Below are 17,233 nucleotides of genomic sequence, written 5' to 3' on the forward strand. Positions count from 1 at the left end.
ACTGGCGCCGGTGAGAGACCGGTCAGCGTTCGAGGAGAGCGATGCGGATGGCTCGTTCGACGTGTGCGGCGGTGTTGGCGTGTCCTTCACCGTTGGGGTGAACCAGGGTGACGCGCTTCTGGATGAGACCGCAGTTCAGCACGGTGCCAGGGAGCTTTGAGGGCCAGTACTCCGCGGCGTCGCCGCAGACTCCCTCGACCCACTTCGTGCCCGCGGGCTGGCAGGCGTCGTGGCCCACGCTGGAGGAGTAGACGTCGACGTAGCGGTCGCCGAAGAACGAGGAGACCTGCTGGATCTTGCTGTTCAGCGGCTTGAGGACGTTGTCACGGAGCCAGTCGATGTCGGCGTGCTTGATCGAGCCCAGCTCGGTGAGGGAGAGGCGGTTGCAGGCGCTGCCGTCCTCCGGCAGGACGGCCGGGTAGCCGACGGTGATCACCTTGGCGTTGGGTGCGGCCTGGTGCACCTGGGCCAGCATTTCGATGTACTCGTCCTGGACCCTGGCGAGCTTGTCCTGGATGCTCTCCTCGCCCTGGGGCGGGTTGGTGTAGTACTCACGGCAGGACTCCCCGGGCTTCGCGCCCAGTTCGAGGCACTTGAGGAGCATGCCGCCGAAGGGCAGGCTGTTGCCGCCGACGCCGATCGTGACAACGTCAGTCTGGTCGCTCAGCTTGGCCCGCTGGATCTGCGGGTCGACTGCGCTCCAGCCGTCGGCGGGGGGCTCGACCGGACTGATCGGCGTCTGCTTGACCGTGGCGATGTTGTCGATGGTGGCGTTGCCGCAACTGACGTTGGTCAGGTGGACGAACTTGCCGGGCGGGAACTCGTCGAGCTCCCGCTCCACAAGGCCGGGGTAAGCGCCGGTGGTGCGGTCGCAGCCGTCCCGCGACGCGTCGCCGAGCGCGGGCCGCGGGTCGCCGACGAAACCGCCGGCAGTGTACGAGTCGCCCAGCGCGGCCCACTCGTACTGATCAGCCGCACCAGCGGAGCCCGAAGGCACCAGCGCGGCCGCAGCCAGGGCGAGCCCGACCGCCAGCGCCCGCGTCCTGAGACGAGAGACAGGGTGTCGCATCAATCCTCCAGAATCGACAAAGAACGCCCCGGAGCCTCGATATGCCCCAAATAGGTGGCGCCTCGCCCAAGATCATCCACGCCGCCGGTCTACTGCTCGACCGAATCCGGCCTATCAGCCCCGATCGAGCTAAATGATCAGATCTTCGTGGCGCCACCTGCCGCCTGCTGGCGCAGACGCCTGATAGGTGAGCCAGCCGCACGGCGACCAGGCACCCACACACGGCTTGTAGACCATTTACGGGACAACCCCAGTTAGGGTCTTTACACGGCTCCGCGGGCGAGGACCGCCTCGCGAAGACTGTTCAGCGCGACTTGCTCGCGCCCCTGACACACCATCCGAGGCCGGACGTCACTGATAGGCGCTGACCGCGGCGAAGTAGAGCCCAAGGAAGCCCCCCACGGTGGCACCGGCCGCCAGCAGTGCCGCGGACGGGCCGGCACCGCTGCGACGGGCGAGAAGGCCCGTCGCGGTGCCCAAGTGAAGAGCCAGCGAGCACGCAAGCAGCAGGCACACCAGCTGAATCGTGGTCATGATCAAAATCCTCCCGTTTCGCGGCCGGCGTCAGTGGCTTCGCCTGCGGAAAGACTCGCTGTCCGGCGGGAGTGTCCGGCGGGAGAACTGTGGAAGTGGACAGCCATCGGGGTAAATGGACAGCCCATGGCAGGACCGACAGGATGGGGAAGATTGTTCCGGACAGCGGCCTCTCGGGGGGAACGACTCCAGGCGGCTGTACGCAGTGCGGGCTGCAACGGGGGGAAGTTCGATGCCGCATCCGGAGGACCTGCGAGGCCAACTGATGCGCCTCGCCGCGTTGCGAGGCACCAAGCTGCGCGGCCAGCCGTCCCTGCGCGCCCTGGCTCGCGCCGCAAGGAGGCGCTCTCCCACCGTCCCGGACTCCTGGCTGAAGGGGGATTCGCTGCCTCGCGGCAGCGACGCCCTGCTTGGCGTCATCAGCGCGATCCGGGCGGAAGCCGACCGTGCCGGAGTGCTGGACCAGGACGTCGACGTACCCGGGCTGACAGTGAAGGACTTCCTCCAGGACAGACGCTGGCAGGACCTGTTCGACTTGGTCCTGGACGCACGTGCTGAGGCCAAGCGCGAGGAGACCCACCGCCAACAGGCACAAGCAGTGCTGGACGCAAGGGACCACTGCGAATCCAGGGCCGCGTCGGCGGACGCGCCCCGCCCGCTCCGGGAACCGGCCGACGAAGGGCAGTGGAAGCGTTCGTATGACGACGCCCGTCCCCCCGGTCGGGCCGACGGCACACCGCACGGCTTCGACGCCGCGCGCCAGGCGTACCTCGCGCGGCTGCGCCGGTGGTACGCGCCCGTCGAGGTCCTGGCCTCGCGCAGCGATCCGGGCGCCCATCCGCCGCTCCAGCTGAGTGACGTGTTCGTCGCCCCGTCGGTCCGCAGGGATCCGCCGACGGTGGAGCTGCCGTACGACCTGATGGAGCGCCTGGTTGCTGCGGGCGAGGTCCGCCGGGACGATCTGACCGCGGTCGCCGACGTCGGCTCGCTGGACCTCGTCCGGCGGCCATACCGTGACCGCCCGGCCCGCCCCGTCCTGCAGCTGCTGGCCGCGGAGTCCGCTCAGCGGATCGTGCTGCTCGGCGACCCGGGCGCGGGCAAGTCGACGCTCGCCCGGTACGTCGCGCTCGCGCTCGCGGAGACGACGGACGCCGACTCGGACCTTGCCCCGCTCGCCGAGTCGCTGCCTCTCCTCGTGGAGCTGCGCGCGTACGCCGACCCGCGGTGGCGCACGGGTACTCTCCTTGATCTCGTCGACCGCCTGCACCACACCAACGGGCGGGGCCTGCCGAAAGACATGCTCGACGGGTACCTGCGCGCCGGTGGCCGCGCGGTGGTGATCTTCGACGGGCTCGACGAGCTGTTCGACCCACGACTGCGCGAGGAAGTCACCGGCGAGCTCGCCGGGTTCGCGGAGCGCTACCCGAGCGCCCGTGTCGTGGTGACGTCCCGGGTGATCGGGTACCCGCGGACGGTGCTCGAACGCGAGGGCTTCAGCACGTACATGCTGCAGGACTTCGATCGGGCGCGGATCGACGCGTTCGTGAGCGGCTGGTACCGGTCGGCCCTCCCGGCGCGCCCGGCCGAGGCGGCCCGCCTGCGCGAGCGGCTGCTGGCGGCCATCGACGACTCACCGGCAGCGGGTGAACTGGCCGGCAACCCGTTGATGCTCACCATGCTGGCCCTGCGCGGCGAGCACCGGGATCTGCCGCGGGACCGGCGCGGGGTGTACGAGCAAGCCGTGAGTGCCTTCATCGCACAGTGGGATCCAAGCCGGTACCTGCGCGACGAGCGGATAGCCGAGGACGCGGGCCGCCTCCGTGAGTGCGACCGGCTGGAGCTGCTGCGCCGCGTAGCCCATCGGATGCAGGACGGCCCGGTCGGTATGGCCGGAAACCTCCTTCCTGACCGGGAGTTGGCAGCCGAGCTCGATGACTACCTGCGCGAAAGCCATCGACTCCCGCCTGATCGCTCGATGGCGCTCGCCCGCGCGATGCTCGATGAGTTCCGCGCGCGGAACAGCGTCCTCAGCCACTTCGGCGCGCAGATGTACGGCTTCCTCCACCGCGCGCTGCTCGAGTACCTCGCCGCGGCGGAGATCCACCACCGGCTCACCGCCGAGCGCAGCCTGACCGGGGATGCCCTCATTCACCAGGTGTACGGCAAGCGCTGGGCCGACCCCGCCTGGCACGAAACCCTCGTCCTTCTCGCGGGAATGGTCGAACCGCGCGTCGCGGGCCGGATCGTCGACCACCTCCTCGCGGCGGATCCGCTGTGGTTCGTCCGGCGTCCCGGGTCGTCCTCGGGCGAGACGCCACACCACATCGTGCTCGCCGCCCGGTGTCTCGGCGAGGTCCGTGACCCCGGCGAACTACCCGGCCAGTGTTCCGCCGTCGTCAACGCGGTGATCGCGCTGATCGAGCACATGGTCACGGAACGGACGTTCCCCAGTTCCCCGGTCACCCGCGCGGTGGTGGAGACCCTGCCGCCTGTGCTCGGCCGGCTCGGCGCGCGCGACTCCACCATCCGTCGTCGATACCACGACTGGTACCTGGCGCGTGGCCAGTTCCTGAGCGTCATGAGGGAGGGAGAGAACTTCGCCTGGTTCCAGGTGCCGCCGGCCGCGCGGGTCGGCGCCGCGCTGTTACGCGACGACAGGGAGTTCCGCGAGAGCCTGGTCAGTCGGGCGGTCTTCGGCTCCGCGCCCGCCGGCAGGGAGGAGGCGCTCCGCGCGCTCATCCAGGAATGGCCCGACGATCCGCAGGTCGCTGGACTGCTCCGCGAGTTCGCCGAGACGGACCCCGATGGAAACGTCAGATACGGCTCCGTACAGCTGTTCGCAATGATCCGCCACCAGGACCAGTCCGCCGTGGAGTGGCTGCGGACATGCCTCGCCGACGACGACCCGTACCTGCGGCGGGGGGCGCTGACCGCGCTCGCCGACGGCTGGCGCAACGAGCCGGAGACGTTCGCCGTGGTACGCCGATTCGTGACCGGTGACCGGGACCAGTGGGTCCGTCGCACCGCGGTGACATGCCTCGCGGACGGCTGGCCGGGCGACCCGGACGCCGCGGCCGTGGTACGCGAGCGCGCCGCCCGCGATCCGGACCCGCATCTGCGGACCTCCGTGTTCGACATCCTCGTCAAGGGCTGGCCCGACGATCCGCAGACCGTGGCGCTGCTGCGTTCGGTCGCCGCCGACACGGGCAGCGAGGCGTGGGTGCGAGAGGCGGCGAAGCGGGCGCTCGTCCGCGCCGAGACCCGGCCCATCGGCCCTGCCGCGGCCCGGACGACGCTCCCACCACCTGCGGAGGACCCGCGACACGCCGCGCTGAAGCACCTCGTCGTCGACCGGCGCACCGATGCGAAGACACCCATGCTGCTGCGCGAACGAGCCGAGGCCGACCCTGACGACACGGTCCGGGTGGCCGCGGTGCGGGCGCTGGCCACGGGATGGCACGCCGATCCGCGGACGCTGCCGTGGCTGTGCGACCTCGCCACCTCCGACGCGAGCGAGCCGGTGCGACAGGCCGCGTTGCGGGCCATCGGCTCCGCCTGGCCCGGCTATCCCGACGCCGCGGCACTGCTACGCGGCGTCGCCAACGGGAAGGGCAAGTCGCAGGCCCGCGAGACGGCCGTCCTCGCCCTCGCCGCCGGATGGCGCGAGGACCCGGAAACCGGGTCGCTGCTTCGCAGACTGGCAGTCGCCGACGACGCCGGGTTCGTACGGGCGACGACAGTACGGACGCTCGGAGCCGGCTGGCGCGACCGCGACACCGTCGCGCTGTTGCGCGACAGGGCCGAGAACGACCCCGATCAATACGTCCGTGGGGCCGCGGTCCAGGCCCTCGTCACAGCCCGTCGCACCCCGCAGACCGCCGTCCTGCTGCGCCGACTCGCTGTCGCCGACCCCGACGAGCATCTGCGCGCGGGCGTCATAGACCTTCTGACGGCGGGCTGGCGCGACGACCCGGAGACCGGCGCTCTGCTTCGGCGGATCGTCACCGGCCGAGGCGACTCGATCAGCCGAGGCGCGGCGATACGGGCGCTCGGGGGCGGCTGGCGCGACGACCCCGTCACCGAGGCGCTGCTACGCGAGCGGGCCGCCGACGACTCCGACTGGGGCCTGCAGAAGGCGGCCGTGGAGACACTCGCCGAACGCTGGCCGTACGACCCGGAGATCCAGTCGCTCGCCGACCGCTTCTCCGACGACTGGTAGCGGTCAGGTCGAGCGGGCCGCCGGTCAGGGGCGAGCGGGCCGCCGGCCAGGGTTGAGCCGGCCGCCGGTTCGGCCCGGTGCCGAGAGCGCGTCGAGCCTCCAGCGGGAGACGCCGAGCCTGGCGGCGACGACGGCCCGGGCTTGTCCGCCCTGCGACTGGCCGACAAGGGTCGAACGTGCCATCAACCGCCTCAAAGGCCTGCGCGCCGTCGCCACACGCTACGAGAAACGGGCCTGCACCCATCTCGGCACCAGCACCCTCGCAGCCCTCATGATCGGGCTCCGCACAGGACCCGAGGAGCAGCGCCTAGATGTCGCGCTTCTCCAGTGGCCGCACGGCAGGTCCTTGGAGGATGCGGCCGTCCGGGGCGAAGCGCGAGCCGTGGCAGGGGCATTCCCACGCCTGTTCCGCCCGGTTGAAGGCGACCAGGCAGCCGAGGTGGGTGCAGCGGGCCGAGACGGCGTGGAGTTGACCGCTGTCGTCCCGGTGGACGGCGCACCGGTGTCCGCCCACGCGCAGGACGGCACCGTCTCCCGGGGCGAGGTCCTCAGGCGAGGGCGATGTGACGGAGGGCAGCCGGTCGCCGACGAAGTGCTTGGCCACGTGGGCCTGGTGGGTGAGCAACGATCCGCCTTCGCGGACCACGGAAACCAGTCGGCGCGGGTCGTACAAGCCGGCCCACTCGACCGCGCGGCCCTCGACGAGGTCGCCGATCAGCTGCCCGGCCATGATGCCGCCGCTCAGGCCCCAGCCGCCGAAGCCGGTGGCCACGTAGGTGTGGCGGCTGCCGGGGTGCAGGTGTCCGACGAGGGGCACGGAATCGGTGGAGTCGTTGTCCTGGGTGGCCCACCGGTGGGTGAGGGTCAGGCCCGGGAAGCGGCTGTCGGCCCAGGCGGCGAGCCGGTCGAAACGCTCCTCGACGTCGGCGGTGCCGGGGGCGAAGTGCTCCCCGGTGACGACCAGCAGACGGGTCCCGTCGGCGTAGGGCGCGCTGCGCACGGACCGGGTGTTCTCCTCGGTGGTGATGTACATGTCCCTGGGGGCCCGGTCCGCGTCGAGGGTCCCGGCGACGACGAGCTCGCGGCGCGGGGAGAGCCGGGTGAACAGCAGCGCCCGGTCGAAGACGGGATAGTGCGTGGCGACCACGACCTCGCGCGCCCGCACCTTCACGCCCGTGTCGGTCGACAGGACGCAGGGTTTGCCTTCGGTGAGGCCGGTGACGCGCGTCCCCTCGTAGACGGTGCCGCCGCGCCGGCACAGCTCGTCCGCCAGCCCGAGTAGATATTTCACGGGATGGAACTGCGCCTGGCCGGTCACCCGCACCGCACCGGCCACCGGGTAGGGCAGCTCCGTCTCCGTGACGAACTCGGCCGGCAAGCCCGCCTCGCGCGCCGCCTCGGCCTCTGCCCTCATTTTCTCGACGTCCTGTTCGTTCTGCGCGTATGTGCAGGCCGCGGCCTCCTCCCAGTCGCAGTCGATGCCGAGGTCGGTGACGATCTCGGCGGCTCGGTGGATCGCCGCCGACTGCGAGCGGGCGTACAGCCGCGCGCCCTCGCGGCCGCGGGTACGGCGCAGGTGGTCGTACACGAGGGTGTGCAGCGCGGTCAGCTTGGCCGTGGTGTGGCCGGTGACCCCGCCGGCGATCCGGCCCGCCTCCAGCACCGCCACCTCGCGCCCGCGCCGGACAAGCTCCCACGCGGCACTGAGCCCCGCCATACCGCCGCCGACCACCGCGACATCGACGTCGAGGTCCCCGGCCGGCGGAGGGGCAGGCGCCCCACCCGGCGCGGTCTCGATCCAGTACGACTCCCGAAGTCCCTGCTCAGCATTCATGACCGCCGAGTTCCCGGCCTGCGGGGGTGACACGCGTCGTCGTGCCGTGTGATGGCGGCACCAGGCCGGTGCGGAGCCGGGCGAGACGGCGGTGGCGCGAGCGGTGGCCGGCGCGCGGCCGCACATCTGGCCCGGAGATCCGGCTCGCCGTGAGGCGCGCCGCCCCACCGGGGGTGCGCCGGCGCGCCCCCGGTGCGCAGAGTCCGCAGAGTCTTGGGACGACCCGGCACCCCTCACCGTTTTGACCCGTTTCGCCGGAATGGAGCGTGGGGACACGGCAGGGACGGCACCAGCCTTGTCACCTCACCTGCCCTTCGGTCGCACGGACCGGAGTGGTGCGAAAGGAGTAGCCGTGAAAGCAGCTGTGTACGAGGGCCCGCGTACGGTGACGGTCAAGGACGTTCCGGACGCGAGGATCGAGCATCCCTGCGACATCCTCGTCAGGATCACCACGACCAACATCTGCGGTTCGGACCTGCACATGTACGAGGGCCGTACGTCCTTTGAGACGGGCCGCAGCATGGGGCACGAGAACCTCGGGGAGGTCGTGGAGGTCGGCTCCGCCGTCAGCAAGGTGAAGGTCGGTGACTACGTCGTCCTGCCGTTCAACGTCGCCTGCGGCTTCTGCAAGCAGTGCGAGCAGGGCCTCACCAACTACTGCCTGACGATGCAGCCGGAACCCTCGCTGGCCGGAGCCGCCTACGGCTTCGCCGAGATGGGGCCGTACGAAGGTGGTCAGGCCGAGTACCTGCGCGTCCCGTACGGCGACTTCAACGCCCTGCGCCTCGGCGAGGACGCCTTGGAGCGGCAGAAGGACTACGTGATGCTCGCCGACATCTTCCCGACCGGCTATCACGCCACCGAGATGGCCGGTGTCCGCCCCGGCGACCAGACCGTCGTCTACGGCGCCGGGCCGGTCGGGCTGATGGCCGCCTACTCGGCGATCCTCAGGGGCGCGGGACGGGTGTGGGTCGCCGACCATCTGCAGGACCGGCTGCGCAAGGCCGAGGAGATCGGCGCCATCGCGATCGACACGACCAGCGAGGACCCGGCCGAGGTCGTGAAGGAGGCCACGCTCGGGCTCGGCGCGGACAACGGCTGCGAGTGCGTCGGCTACCAGGCCCACGACCCGAGCGGACAGGAAGACGCCGCCCTCACCCTCAACGGGCTGATCGACTGCGTCCGCTTCACCGGCTCCCTGGGCGTGGTCGGCGTGTTCCTCCCGGAGGACCCGGGCGGCGCCGAGGCGCAGGGCGAGCAGGCGGCCCAGGGCAGGATCGCGTTCGACTACGGGCTGATGTGGTTCAAGGGCCAGCGGATGGGCACCGGCCAGGCTCCGGTGAAGAGGTACAACCGCGCCCTGCGCGACCTGATCGCCTCGGGCAGGGCCGAGCCCGGCTTCATCGTGTCGCACGAACTGAGCCTCGACGAGGCCCCGTCGGCCTACGAGCACTTCGACAAGCGGGACGAGGGCTGGACCAAGGTCGTCCTGCACCCGGACGGCCACGGCTGAGACGGGGCGAGTCGGGCCGCCGCATCGGGGAACCCGAGCGGGGAAACGGCCGGCGGCCACGCCCATGGCACGGACAAGGGGACAAAGGGCGGCGGAGTGCCCCCGACCCGCGGCCCGAGCATCCCTGAAGCCGTCACACCCATGCACGACCAGAGCCAGGAGGAGCATCATGCCTGCCGGATCGAGTCCCAAGCGGGAACGGCAGTACGAGCACATCAAGAAGAGTGCCCAGGACCGGGGCGAGTCGGCCGGGCGGGCCAAGGAGATCGCCGCGCGGACGGTCAACAAGGAGCGGGCGAGGTCGGGCGAGTCGAAGACGGCGAGCAGAACCTCGACCCGTGACCCCAAGTCCGCCTCCCAGCGCGGCGGCGAGCGCTCGCACAGCGGCGCGCAGGGACCGACCAGGGACCAGCTGTACGAGGAGGCCAAGAAGCGCAACATCCACGGCCGCTCCTCGATGTCCAAGAAGCAGCTGCAGGACGCCCTCGGCCGCTGAGCGATGGGTAGCGCAGTACCGGCTCGGTGAGGCGTTCGCCGGGGAGCACCGCGGGGATCCCAGGCGGATACGGCGTAACCGTCTCGCCGGCCAGCCGCCCTGCTGCGGCGTGCGTGGGTACGTCCTCATGAGGTCCGAAGTAGGCATCGCGCGGCAAGCGGGCCTGCTCCATCCGCAGCTCGGCCGGAGACGGCACAGCGACGTCAGGCGCGTCCCGCAACTCGTCGGCGTGGTCGGCGAGATCGCGCAGAGCGGTGAGCAACTGGGCGGTGGTCCGCTCGTCGTCGGCGTGGGTGAGCTGGGCGACCACCGACTTGTGGGCGTCCCGGCCGACGAGCAGGCCGCTGCCGGGACATGTCACCGACAGCATCACGGCTTTGACGGACAGCGAACTCCCGCAAGTCGAGAAAAACGTGTGCTCCGCGTGCACCGCGTCGGCCATCAGGTGGTGAGGAGTTCCGCGAGGTCGCCGAGCTCGGCCTCGGGCACCGCCTGCTCGCGCAGTGCGTGTTCCTCGGCCCGCTCCAGCACCCGCCCCGGGCCAGATGGTCGTCCAGTCCCCCGGTGGCCAGCGCGTCACCCAGATACACCGCGTCGCCCCAGGACAGCCCGGGCCCGTGGGTCCGCGCCTCGGGCCTGCTTGCGCCCCGGAGGGGAGAACCCCAGCTCAGCAGCCTCGTGGTAGCGGACGAGGGCAGCAAGGACAGGTGCTTCCTGATGATGGAAAGCCATGCCTGCGGAGTTCCCACGACACCTGCCCGCATGCCCTCTTGCCCGGTCCGTGAGCGGTGCGCCTGCGGGCTTCAGCCCTCGACTCCGGTGGATGTGTGGGCTGACGGGGTTGCGCCCGGTGATCGGGGTACCCGGGCAGCCGATCAGGCAGTGCGGCGAGAGACCGCCGAAGGGCCCGCCTGAACCGAGGAGGAAGATGCGCACCGATGACCAGGAACGCACCGGGTTCAAGGTCCTGCTCGCCGCCATCCCGCAAGGGGTGATCTTCGCCTCGGTCAGAGCCGCCCTCGACCGCCGCGGCGTCGCCGGAACCCGCCGTCCGACCGGCACTGGCCAGGCCGGCCCGGCCCGTCGACGCCCGTCGCACCCCCGGCCCGGCGAGCTGATGGGGCTTGCAGGAGGAAGGACACCACGGTGACCGCGCAACTCCCTCTCGCCTTCGCCGCGGCGGCCGTCACCGGCGCCGTGCTGGTGGTGCGCTGGTGGGCAACGCCTCGCAGGCGGCCCAGCCCCCGTCTCCGCTCGCTCTTCCTCCCGTGGAACCCTCACGCTCGCAAACTGCCTCGGCCCGCGGCCCGGTCCAGGGGCCTTCCCGAACATCCCCGGACTCAGGGTGCCGAAGCGGAGCGGGTGCTGCGGGAAGCCGAGCAGCACGTGAGCCGGCAGTGGGACCGGCTCCAGCCCCTCTACCATTACCCGGACGCCCCGAAGCCCCGCGGCGGGTAGACACCACCATCGCTCGTCATCGGGCTGCCGGGCGGCCGTCGAGCCCGCCGCGACGTCTGACGGCTCATCCGCCCTCGTGACCGCCACGCGCTACCTGACGTCAAGTCACCAGGGCCGGTCACCTCGGCACCCGACGACCGGATCACACAGTGGCCGCAGCGACATTCTGGCCGTACCAACCCTGGCCGACCGCCGAGGCAGGACCTGAGCCCGGGATGCGGGGCGACCGACCGCGGGTGAGGCTGGGGGCATGTCCAAACACCGGGTGATCGTCTGTCCGCCGAAGCAGACCGGTGGCCGGAAGGTACGGATCGACGACCGTACCGTTGGCACCGCACGCAGCCTGCACGACCTCACCGTGCTCCTGCGGAACGTCGGCCTCGCGGGCTGGGACGAGCTCGATGTGGCCGACTCGGATCTGGTCGAGTGGCACGAAGGCGGGCCTGAGATCTGGAAAGCCTGACGCGCCGGCGTGACGTGCCCATACTCGCTTCGTAGGCTCGCCGGGTCGGGCGATGGTCTGGGACTGGGAGCCGTGCTGTCCTTTCCCTGGCCCATGAGGTGGTCGCCGGCGCGATCTTCAGGCGACGGTCGACGCCCGCTGCCGGCGAACCCGGTGGAGAGAGTGGCCGTGCCATTCACCGCCGCGCCGTACCGCTGTGCGATCGTCCGGTCGCCGACCGTACAACTTTTCACGAAACAGGTTTCGTCCTTTTCGTCACGGGCATCTGTACCACGTGCTTCGGACCGGAGGCACGACCGTGGGACACCGCGCGTCGGCCCCCGGCGTCTCCGTGAGCCTCCGCGCACACCTCCCACGGTGCCCCCTACGGCACCCACCACGCTTTGGGAGGTGCGCCTCCGTGAGTGTCACCAGCAGAACGAACCAACACCCCCACGACGACGCCCCCGACACCGCCGCCGACTTCGACCGGCTGAGGCGACTGCCCGACGGGGCGGAGCGCGAGAACCTGCGCGACGACCTGGTCAGGGCCTGGCTCCCCATGGCCGAACGCATCGCCATCCGCTTCCGCGGCCGCGGCGAGAGCCTGGAGGACCTCTACCAGGTGGCGGCCCTCGGACTCGTCAAGGCCGTCGACCACTACGACCCCGAACGCGGCCACGCCTTCGAGGCGTACGCCGTCCCGACCGTCACCGGCGAGCTCAAACGGCACTTCCGCGACCACATGTGGACCCTGCACGTACCGCGCCGCGTCCAGGAACTGCGCAACCGGGTCCGCCGGGCCGCGAAGGAACTCTCCCAGACCACCACGGGCCGGGCACCGACCGTCACCGAGATCGCCCGGCACACCGACCTGACCGAGAGCGAGGTCCGCACCGGACTGGAGGCCCTGGACTGCTTCTCGGCCCTGTCGCTGGACGCCGAGCTGCCCGGAACGGACGGCTACGCACTCGGCGACGCCATCGGCGGGCCGGACCCGGGCTTCGAGCTGGTCGTGGACCGGGTGGCCGTACGGCCCTGTCTGCAGGCCCTCCCGGAACGCGAGCGCACCATCCTCTACCTGCGCTTCTTCCAGGGCATGACACAGAGCTCTATCGCCGAGCAGCTCGGCATCTCGCAGATGCATGTGTCACGGCTGCTCAGCGGCTGCTTCGCACACCTGCGCGAGGAGCTGCTCGCCGAGGCCGGCTGAGAGGCGGGATGCCGGGAAGCCTCACGAGGGTGACGCCGTCGACGACGGCCAGGGCACTGCGACTGTCACGCGCTTGTCAGGCAGCGCCCGCGTCCTGTCGGCCCGCCCGAGTCGGCTCATGGAGTGCGGCAGCCCGCGGCTCACCGCCCCGCGGCGGCCTGTCCCCGGCCGAAGCACCAACGCGGCATCGGCGAGTCCCTGGCCGGGATGGCCTACCGCGTGAAGCGCAGGCTGCTGACGCAGGCCGCCTTGAAGCACGTCGAGGTCAGCCGAGTTGCCCGATGGCCTCCGCAGCGATGCGCTCGAACACGGCCTGGTCGGCGGCGAAGTCCGAGTCGGGGATCGGCCAGTGGATCGCGATCTCCGTGAAACCGAGCTCGCGGTGGCGGCCGGCGAAGTCGACGAAGGCGTTCACCGACTCCAGCGGGCGGCCCCGGTCAGGGGTGAAACCGGTCAGCAGGATCTTGTCGAGTTCGGTCACGTCCCGGCCGGTCTCCGCGCACGCCTTGCCGAGCTTCTCGACCTGGCCGCGCAGGGCCTGCACCGACTGCTCCGGCGTGCCCTCCTCGTAAAGCTTCGGGTCACCGGTCGTCACCCACGCCTGCCCGTACCGGGCAGCCAGCTTCAGCCCGCGCGGCCCGGTCGCCGCCACCGCGAAGGGCAGCCGGGGACGCTGGACGCAGCCGGGGATGTTCCGGGCCTCCTCCGCCGTGTAGAAGTCGCCCTGCTGCGAGACGGCGCCCTCGGTGAGGAGCCGGTCGAGCAGCGGCACGAACTCGCCGAAGCGATCCGCCCGCTCCTTCGGCGTCCACGCCTCCTGACCGAGCGCGGTGGCGTCGAAACCGTTGCCGCCGGCGCCGATGCCGAGGGTGATCCGCCCGCCGGAGATGTCGTCGAGCGAGATCAGCTCTTTGGCGAGGGTCACGGGATGCCGGAAATTGGGTGACGTGACGAGGGTGCCCAGGCGCAGGCGGTCCGTGGCCGTGGCGGCGGCGGTGAGGGTGGGAAGGGCGCCGAACCAGGGGCCGTCGCGGAAGGTCCGCCAGGTGAGGTGGTCGTAGGTGTACGCGGCGTGAAAGCCGAGCTCCTCGGCGCGCTGCCACTTGGCACGGCCTCCCTCGTGCCAGCGGTCGACGGGGAGGATCACGGTGCTCAGGTGCAGACTCATGGCACCGAGCCTACGTCGGACTCGGCAGTGTCCCTGCCCCCGGTGGGCCGGAGCGTCACGGCCTCACGCTTCGAGCAGTGCTGCCTCCCGGGCAGCGGCGATCGATCCCAGATGAGGGGTCTCGCCGCTGCGAGCGAGAACCCCTCGTGAACAGAATGCACTCGTGATCAAGATCCATAGGAGAAGCGGGTGGCGTCGCGTCTTCCCGCGCACGGCCCGGTCGACCTCCCTCTCCGGCATCACTGCCAGACACGTTGGTGAGCGGTCACCAGCGTGTGCACAGGAACGCCTTGGCGACGGTTCCGGTGGGACCCGTTGCGAGCGAGAGGCGGTCGGTGAGTGTCCGGACCAGGTCCAGGCCACGGCCGCACACGACACCGTCATCAGCCGGACTGTGCCGGGGATCGGTTCTCGTGCGCCAGTCGCCGCGGTCACGCACCGAGATGATCAGATGATGCCGTTCCATGCCGACCAGAACCGCCACCGATTGGCTGCCGCTGTGCAGGACGGCGTTGGTGATCAGTTCGCTGGCGACCAGGCACGCCGTATCCCGGAGGTCCTCCGACAGACCGAGACGCTGAACGTAGTGCCCCACGAAATGCCTCAGTGCAGGCACGCATGCCCTGTTTGCGACGGCGCTGCAGGTCGCATGCGCAAGGGCGGTGTGCGTTTCCGGTTGTGCCTGGCTCGGCGGGGCGAGCGTGAGAGCAGTCATGTCGGTCTCCGCGGTGAGCAACTGCGGTGCGCTTCGACTGGGGGGCTCGGCGCCTTCTCTGGCAGGCGCCTGCCGCGCACACGGCAAAGGCGATCGGGGTGGGAGCTGATTCCGAGCTCCGTGTCGACGGCGGTGCCAGGTCGAGGACCTTGATCTCTCGTGTGAGGCCACTGCCGAGGATTGTTTAATTTTCGATCTCTCGTGAACGTTCACGTCCACTTGATTAGGACGGTATGCCCGGCAATGAGGAGTGTCAAGGGCGCCCGGGTCCGCAGTGGAACCACAGCGATCACGCCGCCCCAGGGTTCAGACGAGGACGGGCGGCGGCGGCCCGCTTGGGCACAGCGGGTACGGGCCGATGCTCCGTTCCCGCGGGCGGGATCGTTGCCCGATCCCGCCCCCAGGACGTCCATCAGCAGGTGAGCGTCGCGTCAGCCCAGTCGGCGTGGTCGTAGGAGATTCCGTCGCCTCCGTCCGTGACCACCAGTCGCATGGTTTCGGCACCCGCGACGGCGGCGGACAGTCGCTGAGCGGGAGTGGCGTTGGTCAGGATTTCGGTCGCCGTGACCTTGCGGCCGTCCACCCAGACCTCGAACGCCGCGGTCCCCCTCGTGCCGGTCTCGTCATCGAGACCCACCATCGCCTTGAAGGAGGAGCACTCCCCGCCGAGGTAGTACTCCACGACGCTCGGGGCGTGGGCTCCCAGCCCCTTGGTGTAGCGCGTACCGCCGATGGTGATCGGTCCGCCGTCGCCCAGCGCGGACTCGCCGACACTGCGGTCCTTCTCGACCGGCCCCCAGCCGTTGCTCACACTGAGCCAGGGGGTGTCGCTGAGGTAGGAGGTACCGTCCGGCGGGAGCACCACGACGCTGACGGCCAGGGGCTGGTCATACACCCGTGTGACGCCTTTGGGCCCCTCGTAGGCCGCTGACAGCGTGACGTCGTAGGTGCCCGGCCGGGTGCTCGGCGGCGCCTTCACGCTCCATGTCGTCGTCAGGGTCTTCCCCGCACGCAGCGCGCCGGACTCCGTCGGCGACGTCGGGGTGACGGCCCACCCCGCGGGGCCCGTCAGGTCGACCGAAAGCGACTTGGCCTTCTTGCGGCCGAGGTTCGTCACCGTGGTGCTCACCTCGGCGGGCACGCCGGCCTGGGTGAACCACGCACTCGACTGGCCCGCCTCCAGGGCCGGCGGGTAGGACTTCCAGTGCCTGTCGGCCCAGAGGCGGACCAGCACGGTGCCGTGCGCGGGTACCGTCGCGGCGACGGTGCCCGCGACGCTGGTGTCGGTGTGCCGCCACAGGTCTCGCATCCTGTAGCCGGCGGACTGCGGCAGGCCCACGTCCAGCGCCGTGGTCGCGATGCGCTGCGGCCGGTCGGACTCGTTGAAGAGTGCGACGGCACGGCTTCCCTCGGTCATTTCCTTGGCGACCACCCAGCGGCCGCCGTCGGAGCTGATGACCTTGCCCTGTCTGCCGAGCGGGTCCTGGTCGACGGCGACGACCTCGCGGTTGCCGAGGATCTCGAACGCTTTCTCGTCGGCCTTGCGCAGGTCGGAGCCTATGAGCAGCGGTGCGGCCATGATGGACCACAGGGAGAACTGGGTCCGGTACTCGGTGCCGGTCATGCCGCCGTTGCCGACTTCGAGCATGTCGGGGTCGTTCCAGTTGCCGGGCTTGGCGTAGGCATGGAGCGGCAGGTTCTTCTTCATGATCGCGAGGGTGGAGCCCCAGCTGTCGTTGATGTCGCCGGTGGTGCGCCAGAGGTGGCCGACGTCGGATGCCCACTCCCAGGGCTTGCTCTCGCCCCATTCGCAGATACTGAAGACCATCGGGCGGCCGGTCGCCCTCAGGGCGTCACGCATGGTCGTGTAGCGCTGCCTCGCGTCGACGCCCTGGTTCGAGCAGTTGTCGTACTTGAGGTAGTCGACACCCCAGTCGGCGAACTGCCGCGCGTCGCTGTACTCGTGACCGAGGCCCCCGGGGAAGCCGATTCGGTCGCAGGTCTTCGTGCCGGCGCTGGTGTAGATGCCGAACTTCAGTCCCTTGGAGTGGACGTAGTCGGCGACCGCCTTGATGCCGCTCGGGAAGCGCTGGGGGTCGGGGACCAGCTTTCCTTGGGCGTCGCGTTGAGGCAGTGCCCAGCAGTCGTCGAGGTTGACGTACTCGTAGCCCACCTCCTTCAGGCCTTTCGCGACGAAGATGTCGGCGATGCCCTTGACCATCGCCTCGTTGAAGTCCGCCCGGCAGTGCGTGGAGTTCCAGTTGTTGAAGCCCATCGGCGGAGTGAGCGCCAGTCCGTCACGCTCGACGGCCGCGCCTACTCCTCCGTAGGGGGGCGCTTGAGCCGGTGCGGCGAGCGATGCCGGGGCCGTGTAGACGGCTCCGGCGAGTACGACGCAGGCCAGCCCGGCGGCAACTCTGCGACTGTGGTTGGGGGGTAATGATCGCATGAACGGTCCTCCGTGACTGAGTGGGAGGGCAGCGATGAGCGCGGAGAGCGCGTCGCCGACAGTAGGGCGTCTTCCGTTCCAGCGCCATACTTCCAACAAAAACCATGATGTTACCTGTCGACT

The 17,233-nt window shown here is 70.4% G+C and carries 12 protein-coding genes and 2 pseudogenes; 7 read left to right on the forward strand and 7 right to left on the reverse strand.

Annotation, left to right across the window (positions count from 1 at the left end; genetic code table 11):
• Nucleotides 1-22: 22 nt before the first annotated feature.
• Entirely contained in the window at nt 23-1,069 is a 1,047-nt protein-coding gene (locus ABZZ79_RS05535; protein ID WP_356686770.1) for an SGNH/GDSL hydrolase family protein, read from the reverse strand.
• A 351-nt stretch (nt 1,070-1,420) separates the two neighbouring features.
• Nucleotides 1,421-1,603 (reverse strand): hypothetical protein, encoded by a 183-nt coding sequence (locus ABZZ79_RS05540; protein ID WP_356686772.1) that lies wholly within the window; start codon nt 1,601-1,603, stop codon nt 1,421-1,423.
• A 232-nt stretch (nt 1,604-1,835) separates the two neighbouring features.
• Between ABZZ79_RS05540 and ABZZ79_RS05545 the strand changes: the two genes are divergently transcribed.
• Both ABZZ79_RS05545 and ABZZ79_RS05550 read left to right on the forward strand, forming a co-directional pair.
• Nucleotides 1,836-5,822, forward strand: a complete 3,987-nt coding sequence (locus tag ABZZ79_RS05545; RefSeq protein WP_356686774.1) for a HEAT repeat domain-containing protein — start codon at nt 1,836-1,838, stop codon at nt 5,820-5,822.
• A gap of 144 nt (nt 5,823-5,966) precedes the next feature.
• A pseudogene (locus ABZZ79_RS05550) lies at nt 5,967-6,069 on the forward strand (IS5/IS1182 family transposase); the annotation flags it as partial.
• A gap of 60 nt (nt 6,070-6,129) precedes the next feature.
• On the opposite strand, the gene ABZZ79_RS05555 reads toward ABZZ79_RS05550, so the two are convergent.
• Entirely contained in the window at nt 6,130-7,656 is a 1,527-nt protein-coding gene (locus ABZZ79_RS05555; protein ID WP_356686776.1) for an FAD-dependent oxidoreductase, read from the reverse strand.
• 352 nt (nt 7,657-8,008) lie between these two features.
• On the opposite strand from ABZZ79_RS05555, the gene ABZZ79_RS05560 reads away from it, so the two are divergent.
• Entirely contained in the window at nt 8,009-9,169 is a 1,161-nt protein-coding gene (locus ABZZ79_RS05560; RefSeq protein ID WP_356686778.1) for a glutathione-independent formaldehyde dehydrogenase, read from the forward strand.
• A 169-nt stretch (nt 9,170-9,338) separates the two neighbouring features.
• Entirely contained in the window at nt 9,339-9,665 is a 327-nt protein-coding gene (locus ABZZ79_RS05565; protein WP_356686780.1) for a plasmid stabilization protein, read from the forward strand.
• A 7-nt stretch (nt 9,666-9,672) separates the two neighbouring features.
• Here the strand turns inward: ABZZ79_RS05565 and ABZZ79_RS05570 are convergent.
• Nucleotides 9,673-10,397, reverse strand: a pseudogene (locus ABZZ79_RS05570) (hypothetical protein); the annotation flags it as partial.
• A gap of 196 nt (nt 10,398-10,593) precedes the next feature.
• Here ABZZ79_RS05570 and ABZZ79_RS05575 point away from each other — a divergent pair.
• The 3 genes from ABZZ79_RS05575 (at nt 10,594) to ABZZ79_RS05585 (ending at nt 12,778) form a co-directional block, all read left to right on the forward strand.
• A complete protein-coding gene (locus tag ABZZ79_RS05575) occupies nt 10,594-10,815 on the forward strand; it encodes a DUF4235 domain-containing protein (RefSeq protein ID WP_356686782.1) in 222 nt (73 codons plus the stop codon).
• A 558-nt stretch (nt 10,816-11,373) separates the two neighbouring features.
• Entirely contained in the window at nt 11,374-11,586 is a 213-nt protein-coding gene (locus ABZZ79_RS05580; RefSeq protein ID WP_356686784.1) for a hypothetical protein, read from the forward strand.
• 400 nt (nt 11,587-11,986) lie between these two features.
• Entirely contained in the window at nt 11,987-12,778 is a 792-nt protein-coding gene (locus tag ABZZ79_RS05585) for an RNA polymerase sigma factor SigF (protein ID WP_356686786.1), read from the forward strand.
• A 265-nt stretch (nt 12,779-13,043) separates the two neighbouring features.
• Here the strand turns inward: ABZZ79_RS05585 and ABZZ79_RS05590 are convergent, their stop codons facing one another.
• From ABZZ79_RS05590 to ABZZ79_RS05600, 3 genes are all read right to left on the reverse strand, one after another.
• Complete coding sequence (locus ABZZ79_RS05590) at nt 13,044-13,946, reverse strand: LLM class flavin-dependent oxidoreductase (protein ID WP_356686788.1); 903 nt, start codon at nt 13,944-13,946, stop codon at nt 13,044-13,046.
• A gap of 265 nt (nt 13,947-14,211) precedes the next feature.
• Nucleotides 14,212-14,661: an ATP-binding protein gene (locus ABZZ79_RS05595; RefSeq protein ID WP_356686790.1), complete on the reverse strand. Its 450-nt coding sequence runs from the start codon at nt 14,659-14,661 to the stop codon at nt 14,212-14,214.
• A gap of 412 nt (nt 14,662-15,073) precedes the next feature.
• Nucleotides 15,074-17,110, reverse strand: a complete 2,037-nt coding sequence (locus tag ABZZ79_RS05600) for an NPCBM/NEW2 domain-containing protein (RefSeq protein ID WP_356686792.1) — start codon at nt 17,108-17,110, stop codon at nt 15,074-15,076.
• Nucleotides 17,111-17,233: the final 123 nt, after the last annotated feature.

Origin of the sequence: Streptomyces sp. NPDC006458 (assembly GCF_040612135.1) — a bacterium.
Taxonomy (GTDB): Bacteria; Actinomycetota; Actinomycetes; order Streptomycetales; family Streptomycetaceae; genus Streptomyces.